This window comes from Sphingomonas citricola (genome assembly GCF_019429535.1).
Lineage (GTDB): Bacteria > Pseudomonadota > Alphaproteobacteria > Sphingomonadales > Sphingomonadaceae > Sphingomonas > Sphingomonas citricola.
Genome location: NZ_JAHXZM010000006.1, coordinates 177,707 through 199,016, shown reverse-complemented (window position 1 = coordinate 199,016; position 21,310 = coordinate 177,707). Strand labels below are relative to the sequence as shown.

Genomic DNA, 21,310 nt, shown 5'->3' with positions numbered 1-21,310 from the left:
ATCTCAACAACGCTCGGACATAATTGGCTGATCCCTCAGCTTATTATCGGCAACCTGGAACTGCCCCCGCGCTCGCAATTTGATGCAGTATAGGATCGGACACGACGTCCGCGGAGACGAATTGTGGCCGACAGGATTTGCGACGTCATTGTCATCGGCGCGGGAACGGCGGGGCTGAAGGCGTACAAGGCCGCGACCGCGCGCGGCGCCGATACGGTCATCATCGAATGCGGCCCGGGCGGATCGACCTGCACCCGCGTTGGATGCATGCCCTCCAAACTGCTGATCGCCGCCGCGCGTGCCGCGCATCAGGCGCGCGGTTCCGATCTGTTCGGCGTCCGCACCGGCCCGGTCGAAATTGACGCCGCCGCGATGTGGGCGCGCGTGCACCGGGAGCGCGATCGCTTCGTCGCCTCCGTCCTCGACGACTATCACGCCATCCCCCCGGCACACGTCGTCCACGGCACCGCGCAGTTCGACGGACCCGACGTGGTGTGCGTCGGTGACGAGCGGATCGTCGCATGCCGCGGTATCGTGATCGCGACCGGCGCGCGCCCGATCGTGCCCGACAGCCTCGATGCGGTGCGCGATCTCGTCCACACGCACGAAACCATCTTCGAACGCGACACGCTGCCCGGCCGGATGGCGGTGCTCGGCGCGGGTCCGCTCGGGCTCGAACTGGCGCAGGCATTCGCGCGACTGGGGGTCCAGGTCTGCCTGTTCGACCCCGGCGAGACGCTCGGCGGTCTGTCCGATCCGGCGGCGAACCAGGCCGCCATCGCCGCGATCGGGGGCGAGATCGATCTCCATCTGGGTGTCGAGGCGAAGGCCGAACGCGCCGGCAACCACGCGAAACTGACGTGGGATGGTGGCGAGTGCGAGGTCGACCTGATCCTCGCGGCGACGGGGCGCAAACCCGCGCTCGAGGCGCTTGAGCTGAAGTGGACGGGGATCGAACTCGACGACAAGGGCGTGCCGTTGTTCGACGAGGCCAGTCGTCGCTGCGGCCACAGCCGCATCTTCATCGCCGGCGACGCGAATGCGTGGCGCCCCGTCCTGCACGAAGCCGCGCGCGGCGGCCAGATCGCGGGCGACGTCGCCGCCGGCGGCTCGCCCAGGCGCCCGCTACCCGCGCTCGCGATCGCCTTCACCGAACCCAGTATCGTACAGGTCGGCACCGACTTCGGCGATCTGCCCGACGACGCGCGGATCGGATGCGCGAAGGTCTGCGACAACGGTCGCGCGACCGCCGACGGGCATGATGCGGGGATGGTCAGGCTGTACGGCAATGCGACCGGCAAGCTGATCGGCGCCAGTATCGTCGCGCCCGAGGGCGAGCATCTCGGCCACCTCGTCGCCCTCGCGATCGATCGCGGACTCGACGCCGCGACGTTCGCCGACGAGGCGTGGTATCATCCGACCCTGGAGGAATTACTGCAAAGCGCCGCGCGCGACCTGGCAGGAATCAAGGAGTAGCATCGGCAGGGTGAGCGGGGGAGGCTTGAGCGTGGGAGATGGAGCGGTGCTCGGCTCACGTGCGATTGGCCCGTCACCTCACCCCGCACCCGACCGATGCAAGCTCGTCAATGCTGCGCGTCTCGGGCATTCGGTCGGGGCGTCATCTATAATCTGCGCCGAGATCGCGAGATCGATCGCGGTCTAAGTTCGCGCGTCGCACCCGAACGCGTCTTACCAGACACGAGCGCGTCGCAATCATCAAATTGAGGTGGAGGGGCTTCTGTTGCCCGGTGCCCTCCGAACCGCTGGTTTCCCCTTCTGTTGCCCGGTGGGGTCCGAACCGCGCTATTTTGGTGTAACGTCAGGCCGTTAGGCCCTCAGTTACGCCGCAATCGCGAGTGCTTCGTTATCGTTGGCACTTGTGTAATGGGCCGTTGCGGTGGTCCCATTCCGAGCGAAAACAGCGCCTTTCAACACACGTCGATCCTAGTTCGGCCCCATCAGCTGAACCGCCCGGCCGGCACGCCTCGCGCGCTGACCATGCGGTACAAGTGGTGGAGCCGCCGGGTACCGCCCCCGGGTCCGCTGCGTCTATTCTACGCCGCACTTTATCGCCATAGTCGGGTCGAACCCGACAGTATCGATATAGGCATGCCGCGACGGATGTAAAAGCCTATCCGCGCAGGCCCCGACGCGCCTCTTTGCAGGTTTGATGCCACGCGCGCGCCACATTGTCCGTGGATATAGTGGGATATGCTGACCCAGCGTTCCCGTTACGCCCTTCGTTCGATGCTGTTTCTCGCGCGTGCCCCGGCGAACACCCCGCCGATCCCGATGACGCGGATCGCGGTCGAGGCGAACGTACCGCGCAAATTCCTCGAACTGATCCTCGCGGACCTGCGCGACGCCCAGTTGCTCCACAGCTATCGCGGCAAGATGGGCGGCTACGTGCTGTCGCGGCCCGCGCATCTGATCTCGCTCGGCGAGATCATCCGCGTGATCGAGGGCCCGCTGGCGCTCGTCCCCTGTGTTAGCCGCACCGCCTATCGCTCGTGCAAGGATTGCCGCAGCGAGGTGGATTGCGAGATCCGCCACGCGATGATGCGCGTCCGCGACGAGACCGCGCGCATCCTCGACGGCACCAGCCTCGCCGACGCGACCGCCGACACGCTCGTCGCCGCATAGCCCTCGTCGCGCGGCTGGACGCTCGCCACCGCGCCCCGTAACCCGGACGGCATGACCGCCCAATCCGCGCTTCCCACGACCGAACCAGATGCCGCCGCCGAACTCGAGCGGCTCGCCGCCGAGATCGCGCGCCACAACGCGCTCTACCATACGAACGACGCCCCCGAGATCAGCGACGCCGATTACGACGCCCTGGTCCGGCGCAACCGTGCGATAGAGGCGGCCTTTCCCACACTGGTCCGAGGCGATTCACCCAGCCGCCAGGTCGGCGCCGCGCCTGCCGGCCACCTCGCCAAGGTCTCGCACGCGCGGCCGATGATGAGTCTCGACAACGCCTTCTCCGACGACGACGTGGCCGAGTTCGTCGCGCGCGTCCGCCGCTTCCTGCGGCTCGCCGACGACGAGGTCGTGGCGCTGACCGCCGAGCCGAAGATCGACGGGCTGTCATGCTCGCTGCGCTACGAGGATCGCCGGCTGATCCAGGCGCTGACCCGCGGCGATGGCGCGGTCGGGGAGGACGTGACCGCCAATGTCGCGACGATCGCCGACATCCCGCAGATGCTGCCCGCCGACGCACCCGACGTGTTCGAGGTTCGCGGCGAGGTTTACATGGAGAAAGCCGCCTTCGCCGCGCTCAACGCCCGCCTCGCCGCCGAGGGAGCGGCCGCGGGCAAGCCGCCGCGCCAGTTCGCCAACCCGCGCAACGCCGCCGCCGGCTCGCTCCGGCAGAAGGACGCCGTGGTCACCGCGAGCCGCCCGCTGCGGTTCCTCGCACACGGCTGGGGTGAGGCAAGCACCGTTCCGGGCACGACGCAGACCGCACTGGTGGAGGCGTTACGGACATGGGGGTTCCCCATCGCGGACGCCTTCGCGCGGACCGAGACGACCGGGGCGGCGCTCGATGTCTACCGCGCGATCGAGGCGGCACGCGCCGACCTGCCGTTCGACATCGACGGCGTCGTCTACAAGCTCGACCGGCTCGACTGGCAGGAGCGCCTCGGCAGCGTCGGCCGCGCGCCGCGCTGGGCGATCGCGCACAAATTTCCCGCCGAGCGCGCGCAGACGACGCTCAACGCGATCGACATTCAGGTCGGGCGCACCGGCAAGCTGACCCCGGTCGCGCGGCTCGAGCCGGTCACGGTCGGCGGTGTCGTCGTCACCAACGCGACGCTCCACAACGCCGACGAGATCGCGCGGCTGGGCGTTCACCCGGGCGACCGCGTGGTGCTGCAACGCGCCGGCGACGTGATCCCGCAGATCGTCGAGAATCTGTCGCACGACGACACGCGCGCACCCTGGGCCTTTCCCACGCACTGCCCGATCTGCGGCAGCGAGGCGGTGGCGGAGGAAGGCGAGGTCGACGTCCGTTGCACCGGTGGCCTCATCTGCCCGGCGCAGCGGCTCGAGCGATTGAAGCATTTCGTCGGCCGCGGCGCGCTCGACATCGACGGACTGGGCGAGAAGACGCTGGTCGAGTTCATCGACCTCGGCTGGATCACCGAACCCGCCGACATCTTCCGCCTGCACGAGCATCGCGACGCGCTGGTCGGGCGCGAGGGCTGGCAAGCAAAGTCGGTCGACGCACTGCTCGCCGCGATCGAGGCGCGGCGCGCGCCCGACGCGGCGCGGCTGCTGTTCGGGCTCGGCATCCGCCACACCGGCATCGTCACCGCACGCGACCTGTTGAAGCATTACGTCACCCTGCCCGCGATCGCCTCGCTCGCCGACGAGGTGATCGCACTTCGCGATGCGACCACCGCCGCGATGGGTGAAACCGAGGCGCGCCATGCCGCGCGCGTCGACAAGGCGATCGCCGCGCTGATCGGGGTCGAGAACGTCGGCGCGGCGGTGGGCCACGCGCTCGCCGACTTCTTCCACGAACCACACAACCGCGCGGTATGGGACGACCTGCTCGCCGAGGTTTCGCCCCCACCCTTCACCGTCGAGACGCGCGCGTCGGAAGTGAGCGGAAAGACCGTGGTCTTCACCGGCACGCTCGAGACGATGTCGCGCGATGAGGCGAAGGCGCAGGCGGAAAAGCTCGGCGCCCGAGTCGCAGGGACGGTTTCGGCGAAAACCGACCTGCTCGTCGCAGGCCCCGGGGCGGGATCCAAGGCAAAGAAGGCCGCCGACCTGAACATCCGCGTCATAGACGAGGCGGGGTGGCAGGCGATCGTCGCCGCCTCTTCCTGAGGCACCACCCGACGACCGATGTTACCTTTTTGCAACGCCAAAACAGGCATCTGCGACTGCCCCGCGAATAGCATGGCCGATGTAACCGAAGCGCAATAAACTTTGGGCAGGGGCGCACCAACGGCGTGGCTCGCCGAAGGTTGCAGAGCCAAAGCTAAAAGGGGAACATTGACGATGCGGAACAACCTGTTGTTGGGCGTGGCTGCGGTCGCGCTCATCGCCCCGATGAGCGCCACGGCGCAGGAAACCACCTCGGCGATCCGCGGCACCGTGACGGCGGGCGGCACGCCGGTGGCGGGTGCGACGGTGACGATCACCAACACCTCGACCAACGCGCGCGTCAACACGACGACCGGCGCGGACGGTTCGTTCAACGCCAACGGCCTACCCGTCGGCGGCCCCTACACGGTCGCGATCACCAGCCCGCAGGGCAGCCGCACCGTCACCGACATCTTCACCGTCGTCCAGCAGCCGTTCACGCTGCCCGTCGATCTCGCACCCGCCGCGACCGGTGATGCGACCGCCGACGCCGGCGCGGGCGAGGACATCGTCGTCACCGCCTCGTCGATCCGCGGTGCAGGCGTGACCTCGGACGGTCCGCAGACGGTGCTGACGCAGGCCGACGTGTCCAAGGTCGCCTCGGTCAACCGCGACATCCGCGACATCCAGCGTCGCGACCCGTTCGCCAACCTCGACCTGTCGAACAGCGGCGACCGCGGCGGCGCGGTCAGCTTCGCGGGCGTCAACCCGCGCTATAACCGCTTTACGATCAACGGCGTGACCGTCGGCGACACCTTCGGCCTCAACCAGGATGCGAGCCCGACCAACCGCGGCCCGGTTCCCTTCGACGCGATCGCGCAGGTCTCGGTTTCGATCGCACCGTACGATTTCCGTCAGTCGGGCTTCCAGGGCGGCGCGATCGACACCGTGCTGCTGTCGGGCACCAACGATTTCCACGGCACCGGTTTCTACTCGCAGAACACCGACGGCCTGACCGGCGACACGATCGGCAGCATCAAGCAGATCACGCCGAAGTACAAGTCGGAGACCTATGGCGCGACGCTGCGTGGTCCGCTGATCGCCGACAAGCTGTTCTTCATGGTTTCCGCCGAGCGTAACACCGATCCGCGTCCGTTCTCGACGCTGCTCGGTTCGTACGCCAACCCGGCGGGCCTGCAGACCTCGATCAACAACGTCGTCGCGATCGCGAACAACCGTGGCCTCGGCAATTTCGTCGGCAACGTCTTGACGCTCAACCCGCGCAAGGACGAGAAGATCACCGGTCGCGTCGACTGGAACATCACCGACGGCCAGCGCCTCTCGGTATCGTACATCAACGCGTATGACGCACTGGTCAGCCAGAACAACACTTCGACCTCGGCGACGCAGCCGAGCTACGGTTTGAGCAGCAACGCCTACGCGCTGACCGAATTGCTGAAGGCCGGCATCGTCCAGCTGAACTCGGACTGGACTGACAAGTTCTCGACCGAAGCGCGTGCGATTTACAAGTACAACAAGCGCGGTCAGGAGCCGCTGCTCGGCCGCGGCATCGGTCAGCTCGGCGTCTGCAGCGAAGCGACGGCGACCGCTGCTAGCACCACGACCGGTTGCGCCAACGGCAACGCCCGCGTCTTCTTCGGCCCCGACAACAACCGCCAGATCAACCAGCTGTTCTTCGACACCTGGGAAGGCTCGCTGCTCGGTCGCTACACCGCCGGTACGCACCAAATCCAGGCGCTGGTCGACGTCACGCAGAACCGCACGTTCAACAACTTCGTGCCGAACGCGCTTGGCAACTATTACTTTGACTCGCTCGCGGACTTCCAGGCGGGCAACGCCAACCAGCTGACCTACGCGGCACCGATCCCCGGCGTCAGCCCGGCGGCTGACTTCCGCTATACGCAGTTCGCATTCGGTCTGCAGGACGAGTGGCAGGTCACCGACACGCTCGCCGTCACCTACGGCGCCCGCTACAGCCTGTACGCACAGAAGGAAGTGCCGGTCCTCAACCCGTTCTTCGCGCAGCGCGTCGGTTACGGCAACACCGAGACGTACAACGGCCTCGACCAGTTCGAGCCGCGTTTCAGCTTCGACTGGAAGCCCGATAACTTCCTCGGCGGTCTGAAGCTGCGCGGCGGTGCCGGCATCTTCGGTGGTGGCTCGCCCGACATCTACATGTCGAACAGCTTCTCGAACACGATCACCACCAGCTCGGTCGTGATCACGCGTTCGGCGGCGGGCGCGAACACCTGCACCGGCGGCGTTCCGAACGACATCTGCGTCGCGGCACTCAACAACGTCACCGGCAACGTGCCGGCGTCGGTTGCCGCCTACGCCGCGAACACGACGAACCCGACGACCCTGCAGCGGACCAACACCGGTGCGCTTGCCCGCGATTTCCATCTGCCGCGCTCGCTCAAGGCGACGCTGTCGGGTGACTATCGCTTCATGGACTTCAACCTCGGCGCCGATTATTACTACTCCAACACGATCGACGGTGTGATCTTCGTCGATGGTCGCTCGGTGCCGATCGGCGTGCTGCCCGATGGCCGTCCGCGCTACGGTTCGCTCACCGCGTTCGCCGACAACAATTACGACATCATCACCACCAACACGAGCAAGGGCCACAGCCACGTCATCGTGGCGCGCGCGAGCAAGGACTTCGACTGGGGTCTGTCGCTCGGTGGCAGCGTGACGCGCTCGTGGATCTACGACGTCGGCAATGCGACCTCGTCGACGATCAACTCGAACTACCGCAACCAGGCGTTCGCCGATCCGAACAACCCTGCCTACGGCATCTCGTCGGATCAGATTAAGTGGCAGATCAAGTACAACGTCGGGTTCGATCACAAGTTCTTCGGCGACAATCGCACGGTGTTCCAGCTGTTCGGTGAAACGCGCGCGGGACGCCCGTTCAGCTACACGATGCTCGACAACGTGACGACGCGCTCCAGCGTGTTCGGCACGGTGCTGACCAGCAGCGGCGCGAACACCAACCTGTTCTACGTGCCGACCGGGCTGAACGATCCGCGCGTCAGCTACGGGCAGGTGACGACCACGGTGAACGGTGTCACCACGGTGACGCAGACCGCAGACGCAGCCGCTCAGGCACTGGACGCGTACATCAGCGGCAGCGTGCTGAATAAGTATCGTGGCCAGATCGCGCCGAAGAACATCGGACGCAATCGTGCCTTCACCCGCATCGATCTCCACGTCGAGCAGGAAATCCCGACGTTTATCGGCAACTCGAAGATCTCGCTGTTCGCCGACATCAACAACCTACCGAACCTGCTCAACAGCAAGTGGGGCGGTCTGCGTCAGCTCGGTTTCCCGTACTCGGCGTCGCTCGTGAACGTTCAGTGTCTCACCACGGCCGGCAACGCGAACAACGCGGGCACCGTCGCGACCAGCACCGCACAGCCCTGCGCGCAATACCGTTACTCATCGTACGCCAACCCCAACCTGTCGTCGGTGACGTTCACCCAGTCGCTCTACCAGATTCGTCTGGGCGCGCGCTTCACCTTCTAAGCCGGCAACCTCGGCCTCTCATTGGGTCGTCGTCCTTACCGGACGGCGACCCTTCTTTTTTGCGCCTCCCGCCCTGCGCGTGTATCTCCGGCGGCATGGCGACCAACACCGCTTCGCTCTCCAGCACGCTGCCCGGTACGACCGCGGCGACCGCGCCCGGCCCCGCCTCGACGCTCGCCGGCAATCGCCCGCTGTCGATCCGCCCCTTCTTCGAGGACAAGGCCGCCGCCTTCTGGAAACTGCAGGCGGCGGGCTGGACCGGGTACCTCGTGCTCCGCTCGGTATCGTCGCTGTCGACCAGCTTCACGCTGCAGCAGATCGTCCCCGTCATCGTCGAATCGATCGTCGGCTATTGCATCACGCTGCTTTTGTCGGTGCTCTACGGCTACTACCGCCGCCTGCCGCGCGTGACGGGTATCCTCCTGTCGATCTTCACGCTCGGCGCAGGTACGTTCCTCTACGCGACGCTCGACGCCTTCTCGTTCAGCTTCATCAAGCTGTCGGCGCCCGGCGTCGATTTGTCGCTGCTGCTCGGTACGCTGTTCCTGAATTTCACCGTGCTCGCGGGCTGGTCGGCGCTCTATTTCGGGATCAATTTCTACCTGCTGGTCGAGGAGCAGATCGACCAGATGGAGCATCTGGAGATCCAGGCGTCGTCGGCGCAGCTCGCGATGCTACGTTACCAGCTCAACCCGCATTTCCTGTTCAACACGCTCAATTCGATCTCGACGCTCGTCCTGCTCAAACAGACCGAGCGCGCGAATGCGATGCTGTCGCGGCTGTCGTCGTTCCTGCGCTACACGCTCGCGAACGAGCCCACCGCGCATGTCACGGTCGCGCAGGAGGTCGAGACGCTGAAGCTCTACCTCGAGATCGAGAAGATGCGGTTCGAGGATCGGCTGCGGCCGAAATTCGACATCGATCCCGCCGTCGACAAGGCGCGGCTGCCCTCGCTGCTGCTCCAACCGCTGGTCGAGAACGCGATCAAATATGCGGTCACCCCGCAGGAGGACGGCGCGGAAATCTGCGTCACCGCGCGGCTCGTCGGGGAACGCGTGCTGCTCGGCGTATCCGACACCGGACCGGGATTGATGCCGAACAAAAACCGGCCGAGCCTTTCAACCGGCGTCGGCATCGCCAATATCAGGGAGCGATTGGCGCAGGCATATCCCGGCGACCACCGCTTCGCGGTTCGGGCGATGCCGGCGGGCGGGTTCGGGGTCGAGATCGAGATCCCCTATCAGCTGGAGGAACCGGGGCGGTGATGCCCGTCCTCCCCCGCCGCCCGACGCGCGTGATGGAGTGTTTAGAGTAGATGACGATCAGGACCATTCTCGTCGATGACGAGCCGCTCGCGATCCAGGGGCTCGAGTTGCGGCTCCAGCCGCACGACGACGTGGAGATCATCGCCAAGTGCCAGAACGGGCGCGAGGCGATCAGCGCGATCAAGACCCACAAGCCCGACCTGGTTTTTCTCGACATCCAGATGCCGGGTTTCGATGGCTTCTCGGTCGTACAGGGGTTGATGGACGTCGAGCCGCCGTTGTTCGTCTTCGTGACCGCTTATTCCGATCACGCGATCCGCGCGTTCGAGGCGCAGGCGACCGACTATTTGATGAAGCCGGTGGAGGAAGCGCGGCTCGCCGAAACGCTCGACCGCGTGCGCCAGCGACTGTCGGAGCGCGGCAGCCGTGAGGAAGCGACCAAGCTGAAGGAAGCGCTCGCCGAGCACGCGCCCGAGGCAGCGGCCGAGATCGCGGCGGAGAGCGACGGGGGCGATCAGGTCGCGGCCAACCGCTACGAGAAGATGATCAACGTGAAGGATCAGGGCCAGATCTTCCGCGTCGACGTCGATACGATCGAGCTGATCGAGGCGGCGGGCGATTACATGGTAATCAAGACCGCGGCCAATACGCTGATCCTGCGCGAAACGATGAAGGACCTGGAAAAACGGCTCGACCCGCGCCGGTTCCAGCGCATCCACCGCTCGACGATCGTCAACCTCGACCTCGTCAAGCAGGTCAAGCCGCATACCAACGGCGAATGTTTCCTGGTGCTCGATTCAGGGTCGAGCGTGAAAGTGTCGCGCTCCTACCGAGACGTGGTGGCGCGGTTCGTCCATTGATCGCGGCGGCGGCCCTGCTCGCGCTAGCGGGGCCATCGGCGGCGGTGTGCAGGGGCGCGCCGCCAGCGCCCGCCGCCAAGTACCTGGCCGATGAGACGGCCCATCGCGCGTTGCGCGCCGAGTTGGGCATTCCCATGCCGACCGATCCCGAACACATTACGATCTATACGGCGGGCGGGCACGTCGGGGTCGCTGTGCAGACCAGCATCGTCGCGACGCGGCGTCCTGATGGAGCATGGGAGGTTAATGCTGTCGAGCGCTATAAACAGGCGGGCAACAGCACAGCGGCAACAGGCTCAGTCCCGCGCTTACGCACGCTTTCCGCAGCCGATGGCAACAACCTTGATTCGCTGCTTGCTATGCGCGCCTTCTGGTACGAGCCACCGGACGGGAGAGCATGGCCCGTCCCGCCGCCCGACCTCCGTCGCTCCGAATTGACGATCGATGTGGTGACGCCGATGTGCTCACGTCGCGCTTCGGTTAGTGAGCGAGGGCCAGCGCCGTTGCTGGCCGAAGTTCTCCAGCTTTTAACCGGAACGTAGCCGCTCCGAAGATCGTGGCCGGCGAAAGGCTTAATCTTCGCTGGTGGACGGCTTAACCCCGTCGGTTGTGGTCTCGTCCGCCTCGCCGCCGCTCTGGAACCACGCCTCGACCGGACCCATCAGCTTGATCGTCAGTGGGCGACCGTGGCGGTCCATCTTCTTGCCGAGCGCGACGCGGATCCAGCCCTCGGAGATGCTGTATTCCTCGACATCGGTCCGCTCGTTGCCCTTGAAGCGGATGCCGACACCGCGCTCCAGCGCGTCGCGGTCGAAATGCGGGCTGCGGGGATCAATCGAGAGATGGTCGGGAGGCGTATCGGTCATCGCGCGCGCCTAACGCGGCTGGACGCGCGGTGCCACAAAAAAGCGGCGCGGCAGGTTTCCCCGCCGCGCCGCCGCTTTCATCACGGGGTTCGCGCTTACCAGCCGTAGCCGTACCCGCGCGGTGCATAATAGCCGCCACCGTAATAGGGATCAGCGTAATAGCCGCGATAGACGACGCGCGGCGGGGGCGGCGGCGCGTAGTAATCGCGGTAATAGCCGCGCGGCACGTAGCGATAGCGCGGTGCGTAGCCACGATCGTAGTAATAGCCACGGTCGTAGTAACGGTCCCGGTTGCTCGACGCGATCGCCGCGCCGACACCCAGGCCGACGACGCCACCCAGGATCGCCGCCGCCGCGGTGTCGCCACCGCGATGCCCGCGATATCCGCCCCAGCGCTGCGCATCGGCGGGTGCCGCCGCGGTGACGGCGGTGGCGGCGAGCGCGATGCCCAGTCCCGCCTTGGTCAGAAAACCACTCATCTCGAACCTCCTTACAGGGTTACGCTCGGTTCGCACGATTGGTTGAACGCAGTTACTGCGAGCGTGTTTCCTCACCTACGCGAGTCGCGCTGAACGATGGCGGAATGCGCCGTTCACATGGCGTTTAACCATGTCCCCGGCGTGCCTCACATCATGTGGACCGTCTTGGTCACCATGTGCGCGGCAACACCCTCGGGCCCGTCCTCCGAGCCGAAGCCGCTGTCCTTCACCCCGCCGAACGGGCTGTCGGGCCAGCTCAGTCGCACGTTGTTGATCGCGACCATCCCCGCCTCGATCTCGTCGCCGAGCAGGTTCTGTCGCCGGCCGTTCTCGGTGAAGCAATAGGCCGCCAGCCCGAACGGCAGCCGGTTCGCCTGCGCGATCGCTTCATCCACCGTCTCGAACGGGGTCAGCAGCGCCAGCGGACCGAACGGCTCCTCGTTCATCGCGCGCGCCTCCAGCGGCACGTCGGCGAGCACGGTGGGCGTGAAGAAGAAGCCGTCGCCCTCCCCGCGCGCGCCACCCGCCAGCACGCGCGCGCCGACGCTGCGCGCATCCTCGACCATCTCGGCGATCGCCGACGGCCGGCGCGCGTTCGCCATCGGTCCCATCTGCGTGTCGGCGTCGAGCCCACTACCGAGCTTGAGCCGCTTGGTCCGCTCGGCGAAGCCCTCGGCGAACCGATCGTAGATGCCCGCCTGGACGTGGAAGCGCGTCGGCGCGACGCACACCTGACCCGCATTCCTGAACTTGTGCGCGACGAGCGTGTCGAGCGTCTTCTCCAGATCGCAGTCGTCGAACACCAGCACCGGGCCGTGCCCGCCCAGCTCCATCGTCGTCTTCATCATCGTCTCGGCGGCGAGCTTCGCCAGATGCTTGCCGACCGGGACCGATCCGGTGAAGCTCAGCTTGCGCGTGACGGGCGAGGCGAGCAGGTGCCGCGACACTTGATCGGGCACGCCGAAGACGCATTGCGCGACATCGCCCGGCAGGCCGGCGTCCTGGAAGCAGCGCAGTACCTCGACCGCCGATCCCGCCGTCTCCTCGCTCGGCTTGATGATGATCGAACAACCCGCCGCGATAGCGGGGCCGAGCTTCCTCACCACGTTCATTACGGGAAAATTCCACGCGCAGAACGCCGCCACCGGGCCAATCGGCTGTTGCAGCACCAGGCTGCGCGTGCCCGCCGGGCGGGGCAGCACGCGACCGTAGATGCGCTGCGCCTCGCCGGCGTGGAATTCGAGCAGCGCGGCGGCGAAGGCGACCTCGCCCTTCGCTTCGATGAGCGGCTTGCCTTGTTCGAGCGTCGCGATCCGCGCGAGATGCTCGGCGCGCTCGCGCAGGATCGCGGCGGTGCGGTTCAGCACCTGCGCACGCTGCGCCGGATCGACCTTGCGCCACGCCTTGAACCCGCGATCGGCGGCGTCGAGCGCGCGGCCGAGATCGTCCGCGTTCGCGAGCGGCAGCGCGGCCTGCGCCTGGCCGGTCGCGGGGTTAAGCACGTCGTGTGCGTCACGCCCGGTGCCGTCCAGCCATTCACCGGCGATATATAGGCCGAGGCGCGGGTCGTAGGCGGTCATGCAGGGCTCCTTGATTTGATCCCGCCCATATAGGCGCTCGCGCCCGGCACTCCACCGCTGGCCATCGCAATCTCGCCGTCAGCCCGGCGATGCGCGGCCGCCGACCGTCGCATCAGGCCGGTGCGACACCCTCGACGCTGACAAGGTCGGACGCGATCAACGTGCCGACGACGCGCACCCGCTTCTCGACCAGATCGACCGGCGTACGCTGAAGCTGCAGCTGGTAGCGCCCGCCCGCGTCACGCCGCAGGACGAACGCGCCACCATCGCGGACAAGCATGCCGGTTTCGTCGACCGGAACGGCGGGGTCGCTCATGCCGCACGCCCGTCTCTCCGGCCTCCACCCCCGGCCGAGGATGCCCCGCCCTCCCCATGCGAGCGTGCCGCACTCGCACCGACCAGCGCGGCGAGCCCGAGCGAGGCGAGCACCGGCACCGCGCGGCGCACGTACAGGCTGTGGTCGGTCGTGCTCGCCAGCGTCGCGGGATCACCCGTGAACAGATGGAGCAGGTGCCGCGCCACCGCGCGCGGGTTCTCGCGCTGCGCGAAATGACCGACGCCCGACAAGACCACGCGTGCGAATGGGCCGGTGAATTTGTTCGCGACGTCGGCGCTCGCCTCTGGCGGATTGACTCCGTCGACCGCCCCCTGGACGTAGATCGCCGGCAGCGACAGCGTACGGGTCGCGCGCACCTTATCCTCCAGCCACTGGCTGCGCGGATCGGGTTTCGCCTCGTCCCAGCGCGCGCGGTAGCTGTGGAGCGTGACCTCGACCCAGTCGGGGTTCTCCCACGCGCGCGCCACGCGGGTGAACGTTTCCTCGTTGTACCAGCCCGGCGGCGACCAATTGTCCCAGTGCGTGCGCGCGAAGCCGCGGCGATCGGCGCGGACCGCATCGGCCCCTCGCGCGGTCGCCATGAACCAGTGGTACCATTGCCGCTGGGCCTGCGCGAACGACGGCGTCTTCATCCCGCCGAGCCGGGGCGGGGTGCACAGCATCGCCATCCGCGCGACCCGCTCGGGCCAGCCGACCGCGAGCGCCTCCGCGGTGTTCGATCCCCAATCGTGCCCCGCGACCATGAAGCGCTCGATGCCGAGCGCATCCATCAGCGCGATCATGTCGAGCGCCAGCACCGCGCTGTTGCCGGTGCGCGCGCCGTCGCCCTTGATCCGCGTGGCGCCGAACCCGCGCAGCGTCGGCACGATCGTGCGCAGCCCGGCGGCATTCAGCCGCGGCACCACCGCGTCCCACGTCGACGCGTCGTCGGGCCAGCCGTGGATCAGCAGAACGGGCGGGCCATCGCGCGGTCCGCGATCGTCATAGGCAATCGTCACGAATTCGGTATCGATCGTCGCCATGTCCCTGCCATCCTTCCGCTACGCGACACGCGAACGCTTCCGCTCGCGCGAGGTGCCACTCCCCCGGCGCGCGATCGGCGCGTCACAGCCGGCCCGCCGCGTGACGATTGGCGGCACCGCGACAGCGCTATGGCGTTGAACGCCTTGATGAACCGGAACAACGCCGCGACCAGCGACACGTCATCGTGGTGGTTGCTCTCGATCATGGTCGCCGCCTGCCTCGCCGCGGTGAACGGACTGGGCTTTCGTGTCGATGCGTGGCGTGCGGTGCCGCCGGCGATCGGGCTCGCGCTGCTCATGGTCGCCGCGTTCGTCGGACGCCATCGCGGTCGGCCACGGCTGGCGGCGGGCGCGACCGCGTTTCTGCAGATGACGCTGTTCACGCTGATCGGCGTCGTGCTCGCCTACGCACTCGCCGCGCGTGCGGGCGCTTTGTGGGACGCGCGGCTCGCCGCCGCCGACCGCGCGCTCGGTTTCGACTGGCCCGCGGTCTTCGCCGCCGCCGATCGTGCACCCGTCGGCCTGTGGATCGGCGGCCTCGCCTATCACAGCCTGACGGTGCAGATGGTGACCTGCATCGTCGCGATGAGCGCGTACGGACAATTCGACCGATTGCGCGTCGCGGTGGCGGCAGCGATCCTGTCAGGGTTCGTGACGATCCTGATCTCCTGGTGGCTACCCGCGATGGGCAACGTCTTCGACCCCGCGCATTTCACGCGGCTGTGGCCGTCGATCGCGTGGCTCGAGCAGGCGATGATCGCGGGCTTGCGCGCGGGCACGTGGCGCGTGCTCGACCTCACCCAATTGATGGGGATCGTCAGCTTCCCAAGCTTTCACGCGACACTGCCGGTCATCCTTGCCTGGGCGCAACGCGATACGCCCGGCTGGCGCTGGGTCGCGCCGGTCTGGGCCGGCGTGACGATCATCGCGACGCCGCTGTTCGGCGGGCATTACGGCGTCGACGTGCTAGGCGGGCTGGCCCTTGCCCCGCTGGCGCTCGCGATCGCGCCGCGCTTGGTCGGCAGCAGCGCGTCGCTGTGCTCCGGGGTTGCGCCCGACGCCGACTTGGCGCAACCCGCACGCGTCGGGACGAACCATGGCATCGGCTAGCACCATCAACCGCGACACACGCGTCAACGCCCTGCTCGCCGGGGTGATCGGCGCTGCGTGGGTCGCGATCCACGTCGGCGGCATCTTTTTCTGGCAGTGGAGCGCCGCGACCGCCCCGCTCGCCGCGCTGCTGATCGCGCTGCAGGCGTGGCTCAGCACCGGCCTGTTCATCGTCGCGCACGATTGCATGCACGGCTCGTTCGCGCCCGGGCACCCGCGCGCCAATCGCGTCGTCGGCACGCTGTGCCTCGCCGCTTATGCCGCGCTGTCGTTCCGTGCGCTTCACCCCAAGCATCACGCGCACCATGCCGCGCCAGGAACCGAGGACGATCCCGATTTCCACACCGGCGCGCCGCGCGATCCGCTTCGCTGGTTCGTCCGCTTCTTCTCGGGCTATTATACCCACGGGCAGATCGTACGCATCACGCTCGCCGCGCTCGTGTACATGGCGCTCGGCGCGTCGCTCCTCAATATCGTCGCGTTCTGGGCGATCCCCGCGCTGCTCGCGCTGGCACAATTGTTCTTCTTCGGCACCTTCCTACCGCATCGGCACAAGGATGCGCCATTCGCCGACGATCACCGCGCGCGCGGCAATGCGCTGTCCCCGCTCGCCTCGGTCGCGACGTGCTTCCACTTCGGCACCTATCATCACGAACACCACCTCAGCCCATCGACCCCGTGGTGGCGTCTGCCGCGCCTGCGCTCCGCGTCAACGCGCGCGGGCGTCAGGACAGCGCCGCGCTGATCCGCGCCGCCGCCGCGGTAACCCCGCCGCTCCGCGCCATCTCCGCCCCGATCCGCGCCGCGGAACGTCGATAGCCCGGATCGTGCATGACCGCGCCGAGCACGGCCGCGAGCGTTCCCGCGCGCAGGCCTTTGGGCGACAGCACCCGCCCCGCGCCCGACCAGGCGATCCGCGCCGCGGTTCCCGGCTGCTCGAACGCGATCGGCAGCGCGACGATCGGCACGCCGGCGGCGAGCGCGTCGAGGACGGTGTTGAACCCGCCGTGCAGCACCGCCGCGGCACAGTGGCGCAGCACCGCCGCCTGCGGCCAGAACGCGTGTACCAGCGGGTCGCCCGGCAACGCCGCCTCCTCCGCCGCGCTCAGCCCGCCGCCATGCCCGATCACCGCGCGCGCGCCGACCGCGGCGCAGGCGGCCGACATGATGTGGAACAGCGCGCGGCGCGACCCCTGCAAGGTGCCGAGCGAGCAGAACACCAGCGGCCGATCGTCGCGCGGCAGATCAATTAATGCCTCGTCCGCCGCACGCCACGCGCCGCCGTAGCTGAAGCACGCGGGCAGCCGCGCGCGCGGATAGTCGAACCCGCGCGGGCACTGCGCCTCCCACACCAGCGGTTCGGGCTCGCCCGCCAGTCCCCAGCCGCGCCGCCGTTCGTCGAGCACGCGGGTGATCGGGCGCAGCAGCAAGTCGGCGACCTGATAACCGCCGTTGTTGCGATTTCGCCCGATCGCGTCGGGACGGTAGCGCCAGCCGAGGAACGGCGGCGGCACGTCCTCCTCGCGCAACAGCGGCAGCCCGGTCACGCTCGCGGCCATCGGCAGCCCTAGCCGTGCGGCAATCAGCGGTCCGGCGGGCTCCGCGGTATCGGCGATCACTGCCTCCGCACCGATCCGCTCAAGCATGGCGGGGGCATGATCGAGCAATCGCGCGGTCATTCCGGCGGTCGCCGCAATCATCCGCGGCAGGCCGCGCGGGCCGGTCGGCCGACCCAGAAGGTCGAGATACGCGTCGAGCGCCGCGCCGCCGTCCGCGCCCAATCGCACCGTCGCGATCCCCGGATCGGTGACGAACCGCTCGATCCCGTCGACGTGGACGATCGAGACCTGGTGGCCCAGCGCGATGAGAGCGCGCGCGAGCACCTGCAACGGATTCAGGTGCCCCGCGGTCGGGGGTGCGAGCACGGCAATATGTCGCCTGGCGGATGTCACGCGAGCGACGGTTCCCTGTGGGTGAATGCCGCGGCTAGATCGTCGCGCGCGCGCTGTCCAGCGGGCCGCGACCGCGACCTGCCGGCTTTCACCTTACCCAGGTTAAGCCGACCGGCAGCTCAGCCCGAAATCGCGTCGGCCTCCGCCCGTGCGGCCGGTGCCGACCGCTGCACGCCCTTCGCATCGAGCGCGTCGCCAACCGCCTGGATCAGCCGCGCAGCGGCGTAGGGCTTGGTCAGCACGACGTCGCCACTCTTCGCCGCCTCGGCCGCACGGTGGCCGTCACCGGTCGCGAACACGATGCCGATCGATCCACGCAGATCGCGCGCGCGTCGCGCCAGTTCCGCGCCCGAATGGCCGGGCAGGTTGAGGTCGGTCACCAGCACGTCGACCGGCGCGGTCTGTAGAGCCGCCATCGCCTCCTCCGCGCTCGCCGCGTCGACGACCACGCACCCCGCCTCCTGCAGCATCTCGGCGGTGTTGGCACGGATGAGCGCGTCGTCCTCGACCAGCAGGACGGTCGCCCCCGTCAATGCGCGCGGCGACGACGCGACTTGCGCGGCAGCCGTGCGCACCTCGGCGGCGCGGGGGGCCGCCGCGACCGCGCGCTGCCCCTGATTGGCGAGCACGTGGCGAAAACGCCGCGCCAGCGCCTCGCGCGTGTAGGGTTTCGACAGCAATTCGACCCCCGCATCCAGCTTGCCGCCGTGGACGATCGAATTCTCGGTATAGCCAGAGGTGAACAGCACCGCGAGGTTGGGCAGCCGCTGCTTGGCCTTGCGCGCCAGTTCGGGGCTCTTGAGCGTGCCCGGCATCACCACGTCGGTGAACAGGATGTCGATCGGCACCCCGCTCTCGATTACGATCAGCGCGGAGGCCGCGTCGGGCGCCTTCAACACGCGATATCCGAGATCGGTCAGCATCTCGACCACGATCGCACGGACCTCCTCGTCGTCCTCGACCACCAGCACCGTCTCGGTCCCGCCGACGATCGGGCCGTTGTCGACGCGCACCTCGACGTCCTCGCTCTCCATCGCGCGCGGCAGATAAAGGCGCACGGTCGTGCCCTCGCCCACCTCGGAATAGATCTTCACGTGCCCGCCCGATTGCTTGACGAACCCGTAGACCATCGACAGTCCCAGCCCCGATCCCTTGCCCTCGCCCTTGGTCGAGAAGAACGGCTCGAACACCTTGGCGAGCACCTCGGGCGACATCCCTGCGCCGGTGTCGCTCACCGCCAGCATGACGTACTGGCCCGGCGTCACCTCGTCGTGGGTGCGCGCATAGTCGTCGTCGAGATGCGCATTGCCGAGCTCGATCGTGAGGCGCCCCTGCCCTTCCATCGCGTCGCGCGCGTTGATCGCGAGGTTGAGCAGCGCATTCTCGATCTGGCCGGGATCGATAAAGGTGTTCCACAACCCGCCGCCGACGATCGTCTCGATCTCGATCGCCTCGCCGATCGCGCGGCGCAGCATGTCGTCCATGCCGCGCACGAAGCGGGTGACGTTGACGACCTTGGGCTCCAGCGCCTGCCGCCGCCCGAACGCGAGCAGTTGCGCGGCGAGCTTCGACCCGCGCGACACCCCCGCCATCGCGTTCGCCACGCGCTGCTCGGCGCGATCGATCCCGGCCACGTCCTTGCTAAGCAGTTGCAGATTGCCCGACACGACTTGGAGCAGATTGTTGAAATCGTGCGCGACGCCGCCGGTCAGCTTGCCGACCGTTTCCATCTTCTGCGCCTGATGAAGCTTGGCCTCGGCCTGCCGCCGCTCGTCGATCTCGGCGATCACGCGCGCTTCCAGTGTCTCGTTCAGTTGCCGTAGCTGGTCCTCGGCACGCTCGCGGTGCCGGACCTGGCGCGACAGTGCCTCGGCCTGTTCGCGCAACGCCGCCTCGGCCGCGCGCTGATGCGAGATATCGGTATGGACCCCGACCCATTCGGTGATCTCACCGGCGGCGTCGAGCACGGGCAGCGCGCGCACCGCAAAGGTACGCCACGTGCCGCAATGCCGCCGCACCCGGTGTTCGTGAACGAACATCGCCTTCGCCGCGACCGCCTCGTTCCACGCCGCGACCGAGCCTTCGCGGTCCTCCGGGTGGACGGCATCGGCCCAGCCGAAGCCGCGATATTCGTCCGGCGTCTGTCCGGTCAGCATCGCCCAGCCGGGCTGGTCACCGACCATTCGGCCATCGGCGCTGTTCGTCCACAGCACGCCGTGGACCGCATCCATCGCCGCGCGGAAGCGCTTGTTGCTCGCGTTCAGCTCCTCCTCGCGCCGCGCACGATCCTCCAGATCGAAGACGAGCACCTGGAACCCGGTCACGCTGCCGTCCTGCGCGCGCCTGGGGAGATAACGGATGTTGGCGCGGTGCGCGGTGCCGTCGCGGTGATGGAGCAAAGCGTCGGAATCGATCGCCTCGCCCGCCAGCGCGCGCTCGATCAGCGGCAATCGCTCCGAATAATTCGTGTCGCCCACCACGTCGCGCATGTGACGGCCAACGACCTCGTCCGGCCTCATGCCGAACCAGTCGACGTAGAAACGGTTGGCGAAGCGGAAGACGTGATCGCGGTCGACAAACGAGATCAGCACCGGCATCGCGTCGGTGATCATCCGCAGCTCGCGCTCGCTGTCGACGTGGCGCTGCTCGGCGGCGACGCGCGCGCTGTTGTCGACGCAGGTGCACAGCACGCCGCCCACGCGCCCGTCCGCCTCGTAGACGGGGGTGTAGAACAGGTCGAACGTGAGCCCGACCGGCGCGCCGTCTCGTACCAGCGTCAGCGTCTGGTCGCGGTACGAGCGTTGCTCGCCGCGGAACCCCGCCGCGAGCATCTCGCGGTTCCAGTCCCAGATCTCGGGCCACACCTGCGCCACGCGGGCGCCGAACGACGCCGGGTGCTTGTCGCCCGCAATCTCGGCATAAGCGTCGTTGTAGATCATGATGTGGTCGGGCCCCCACATCAGCACCTTCGCGACCGGAGAATTGACGACGTTCGCGACCGTCGCGCGCAACTCGAGCGACCAGCCGTCGACCGGCCCCAGCGGACCGTCCGCCCAACGGCTTTCGCGCACCAGCGAACCGCATGCGCCACCACCGACCGGCCAGCCCGCCGCGACCGGCCGCCTGCCGTCGCGCAACGCCGTCAGTCCGGCACGCACCACCTCGCCCGCATCGGCGAAATCGCCCGACGCGACCTCAGCGGCGATGAACGCGCTCCACTCGGGCGGGACGGCGAAGGTGCGCGCAGGCAAGCTGGTCATCGTCGCGTATCAGCACCAAGCCGATCAAGTGTCAACCAATCCGCTTCGGGGCCAACCCACTGATCGGACAGGGCTATTTACCTTTGCTGCCTTGACGGAAAATCGTTTGAACGCCCCGCTTTCACGGCCACCCGACCAACCCGAGCAATCTTCCGACACACATTCACACGTGCGACACAATCGCGTGCGAAGCGCGCGACCAAGCGGGGGGAGCC

16 protein-coding genes and 1 other RNA gene are annotated in these 21,310 nt (G+C 67.7%); 9 read left to right on the top strand and 8 right to left on the bottom strand.

From position 1 onward, the window contains the following. The first annotated feature begins 123 nt into the window (after positions 1-123). Positions 124-1,476: a dihydrolipoyl dehydrogenase gene (locus tag KZ810_RS15140; RefSeq protein WP_219769947.1), complete on the top strand. Its 1,353-nt coding sequence runs from the start codon at positions 124-126 to the stop codon at positions 1,474-1,476. A 289-nt stretch (positions 1,477-1,765) separates the two neighbouring features. Here KZ810_RS15140 and ssrA read toward each other — a convergent pair. After that, positions 1,766-2,133: a transfer-messenger RNA gene (ssrA, locus tag KZ810_RS15135) on the bottom strand. A 78-nt stretch (positions 2,134-2,211) separates the two neighbouring features. On the opposite strand from ssrA, the gene KZ810_RS15130 reads away from it, so the two are divergent. From KZ810_RS15130 to KZ810_RS15105, 6 genes are all read left to right on the top strand, one after another. Further along, the gene (locus KZ810_RS15130; RefSeq protein ID WP_219769946.1) at positions 2,212-2,643 is read left to right on the top strand and encodes an RrF2 family transcriptional regulator; all 432 of its coding nucleotides are present in this window, start codon (positions 2,212-2,214) and stop codon (positions 2,641-2,643) included. Between the two features lie 51 nt (positions 2,644-2,694). Beyond that, on the top strand, positions 2,695-4,836 hold the full coding sequence (ligA, locus tag KZ810_RS15125; protein WP_219769945.1) for an NAD-dependent DNA ligase LigA: 2,142 nt from the start codon (positions 2,695-2,697) through the stop codon (positions 4,834-4,836). Between the two features lie 174 nt (positions 4,837-5,010). After that, entirely contained in the window at positions 5,011-8,364 is a 3,354-nt protein-coding gene (locus KZ810_RS15120) for a TonB-dependent receptor (RefSeq protein WP_219769944.1), read from the top strand. 95 nt (positions 8,365-8,459) lie between these two features. Beyond that, positions 8,460-9,629 (top strand): sensor histidine kinase, encoded by a 1,170-nt coding sequence (locus KZ810_RS15115; protein WP_258044968.1) that lies wholly within the window; start codon positions 8,460-8,462, stop codon positions 9,627-9,629. Between the two features lie 50 nt (positions 9,630-9,679). After that, a complete protein-coding gene (locus KZ810_RS15110) occupies positions 9,680-10,489 on the top strand; it encodes a LytR/AlgR family response regulator transcription factor (RefSeq protein ID WP_219769943.1) in 810 nt (269 codons plus the stop codon). After that, entirely contained in the window at positions 10,486-11,031 is a 546-nt protein-coding gene (locus KZ810_RS15105) for a hypothetical protein (RefSeq protein ID WP_219769942.1), read from the top strand. The genes KZ810_RS15110 and KZ810_RS15105 overlap by 4 nt, the downstream gene beginning before the upstream one ends. Before the next feature lie 30 nt (positions 11,032-11,061). On the opposite strand, the gene KZ810_RS15100 is transcribed toward KZ810_RS15105, so the two are convergent. The 5 genes from KZ810_RS15100 to KZ810_RS15080 all read right to left on the bottom strand — a co-directional run bounded on the left by KZ810_RS15100 (position 11,062) and on the right by KZ810_RS15080 (position 14,773). After that, positions 11,062-11,355 (bottom strand): DUF3297 family protein, encoded by a 294-nt coding sequence (locus KZ810_RS15100; protein WP_219769941.1) that lies wholly within the window; start codon positions 11,353-11,355, stop codon positions 11,062-11,064. 95 nt (positions 11,356-11,450) lie between these two features. Further along, on the bottom strand, positions 11,451-11,834 hold the full coding sequence (locus KZ810_RS15095; RefSeq protein ID WP_219769940.1) for a hypothetical protein: 384 nt from the start codon (positions 11,832-11,834) through the stop codon (positions 11,451-11,453). A 146-nt stretch (positions 11,835-11,980) separates the two neighbouring features. Next, entirely contained in the window at positions 11,981-13,414 is a 1,434-nt protein-coding gene (locus KZ810_RS15090) for an NAD-dependent succinate-semialdehyde dehydrogenase (protein WP_219769939.1), read from the bottom strand. A gap of 112 nt (positions 13,415-13,526) precedes the next feature. Then, entirely contained in the window at positions 13,527-13,730 is a 204-nt protein-coding gene (locus KZ810_RS15085) for a DUF5818 domain-containing protein (RefSeq protein ID WP_219769938.1), read from the bottom strand. Next, entirely contained in the window at positions 13,727-14,773 is a 1,047-nt protein-coding gene (locus KZ810_RS15080; protein ID WP_219769937.1) for an alpha/beta fold hydrolase, read from the bottom strand. Before KZ810_RS15080 ends, KZ810_RS15085 begins: the two co-directional genes overlap by 4 nt. Before the next feature lie 147 nt (positions 14,774-14,920). On the opposite strand from KZ810_RS15080, the gene KZ810_RS15075 reads away from it, so the two are divergent. Further along, positions 14,921-15,883, top strand: a complete 963-nt coding sequence (locus KZ810_RS15075) for a phosphatase PAP2 family protein (RefSeq protein ID WP_219769936.1) — start codon at positions 14,921-14,923, stop codon at positions 15,881-15,883. Next, positions 15,870-16,628 carry a fatty acid desaturase gene (locus tag KZ810_RS15070; protein ID WP_219769935.1) on the top strand — a complete coding sequence of 253 codons (759 nt, stop codon included), beginning with the start codon at positions 15,870-15,872 and terminating at the stop codon, positions 16,626-16,628. Before KZ810_RS15075 ends, KZ810_RS15070 begins: the two co-directional genes overlap by 14 nt. Here KZ810_RS15070 and KZ810_RS15065 read toward each other — a convergent pair. Further along, positions 16,609-17,808 carry a glycosyltransferase gene (locus KZ810_RS15065; protein WP_308461571.1) on the bottom strand — a complete coding sequence of 400 codons (1,200 nt, stop codon included), beginning with the start codon at positions 17,806-17,808 and terminating at the stop codon, positions 16,609-16,611. The two genes, KZ810_RS15070 and KZ810_RS15065, sit on opposite strands and share 20 nt — an antisense overlap. Before the next feature lie 146 nt (positions 17,809-17,954). Further along, a complete protein-coding gene (locus KZ810_RS15060) occupies positions 17,955-21,095 on the bottom strand; it encodes a response regulator (RefSeq protein ID WP_219769933.1) in 3,141 nt (1,046 codons plus the stop codon). Positions 21,096-21,310 lie beyond the last annotated feature (215 nt).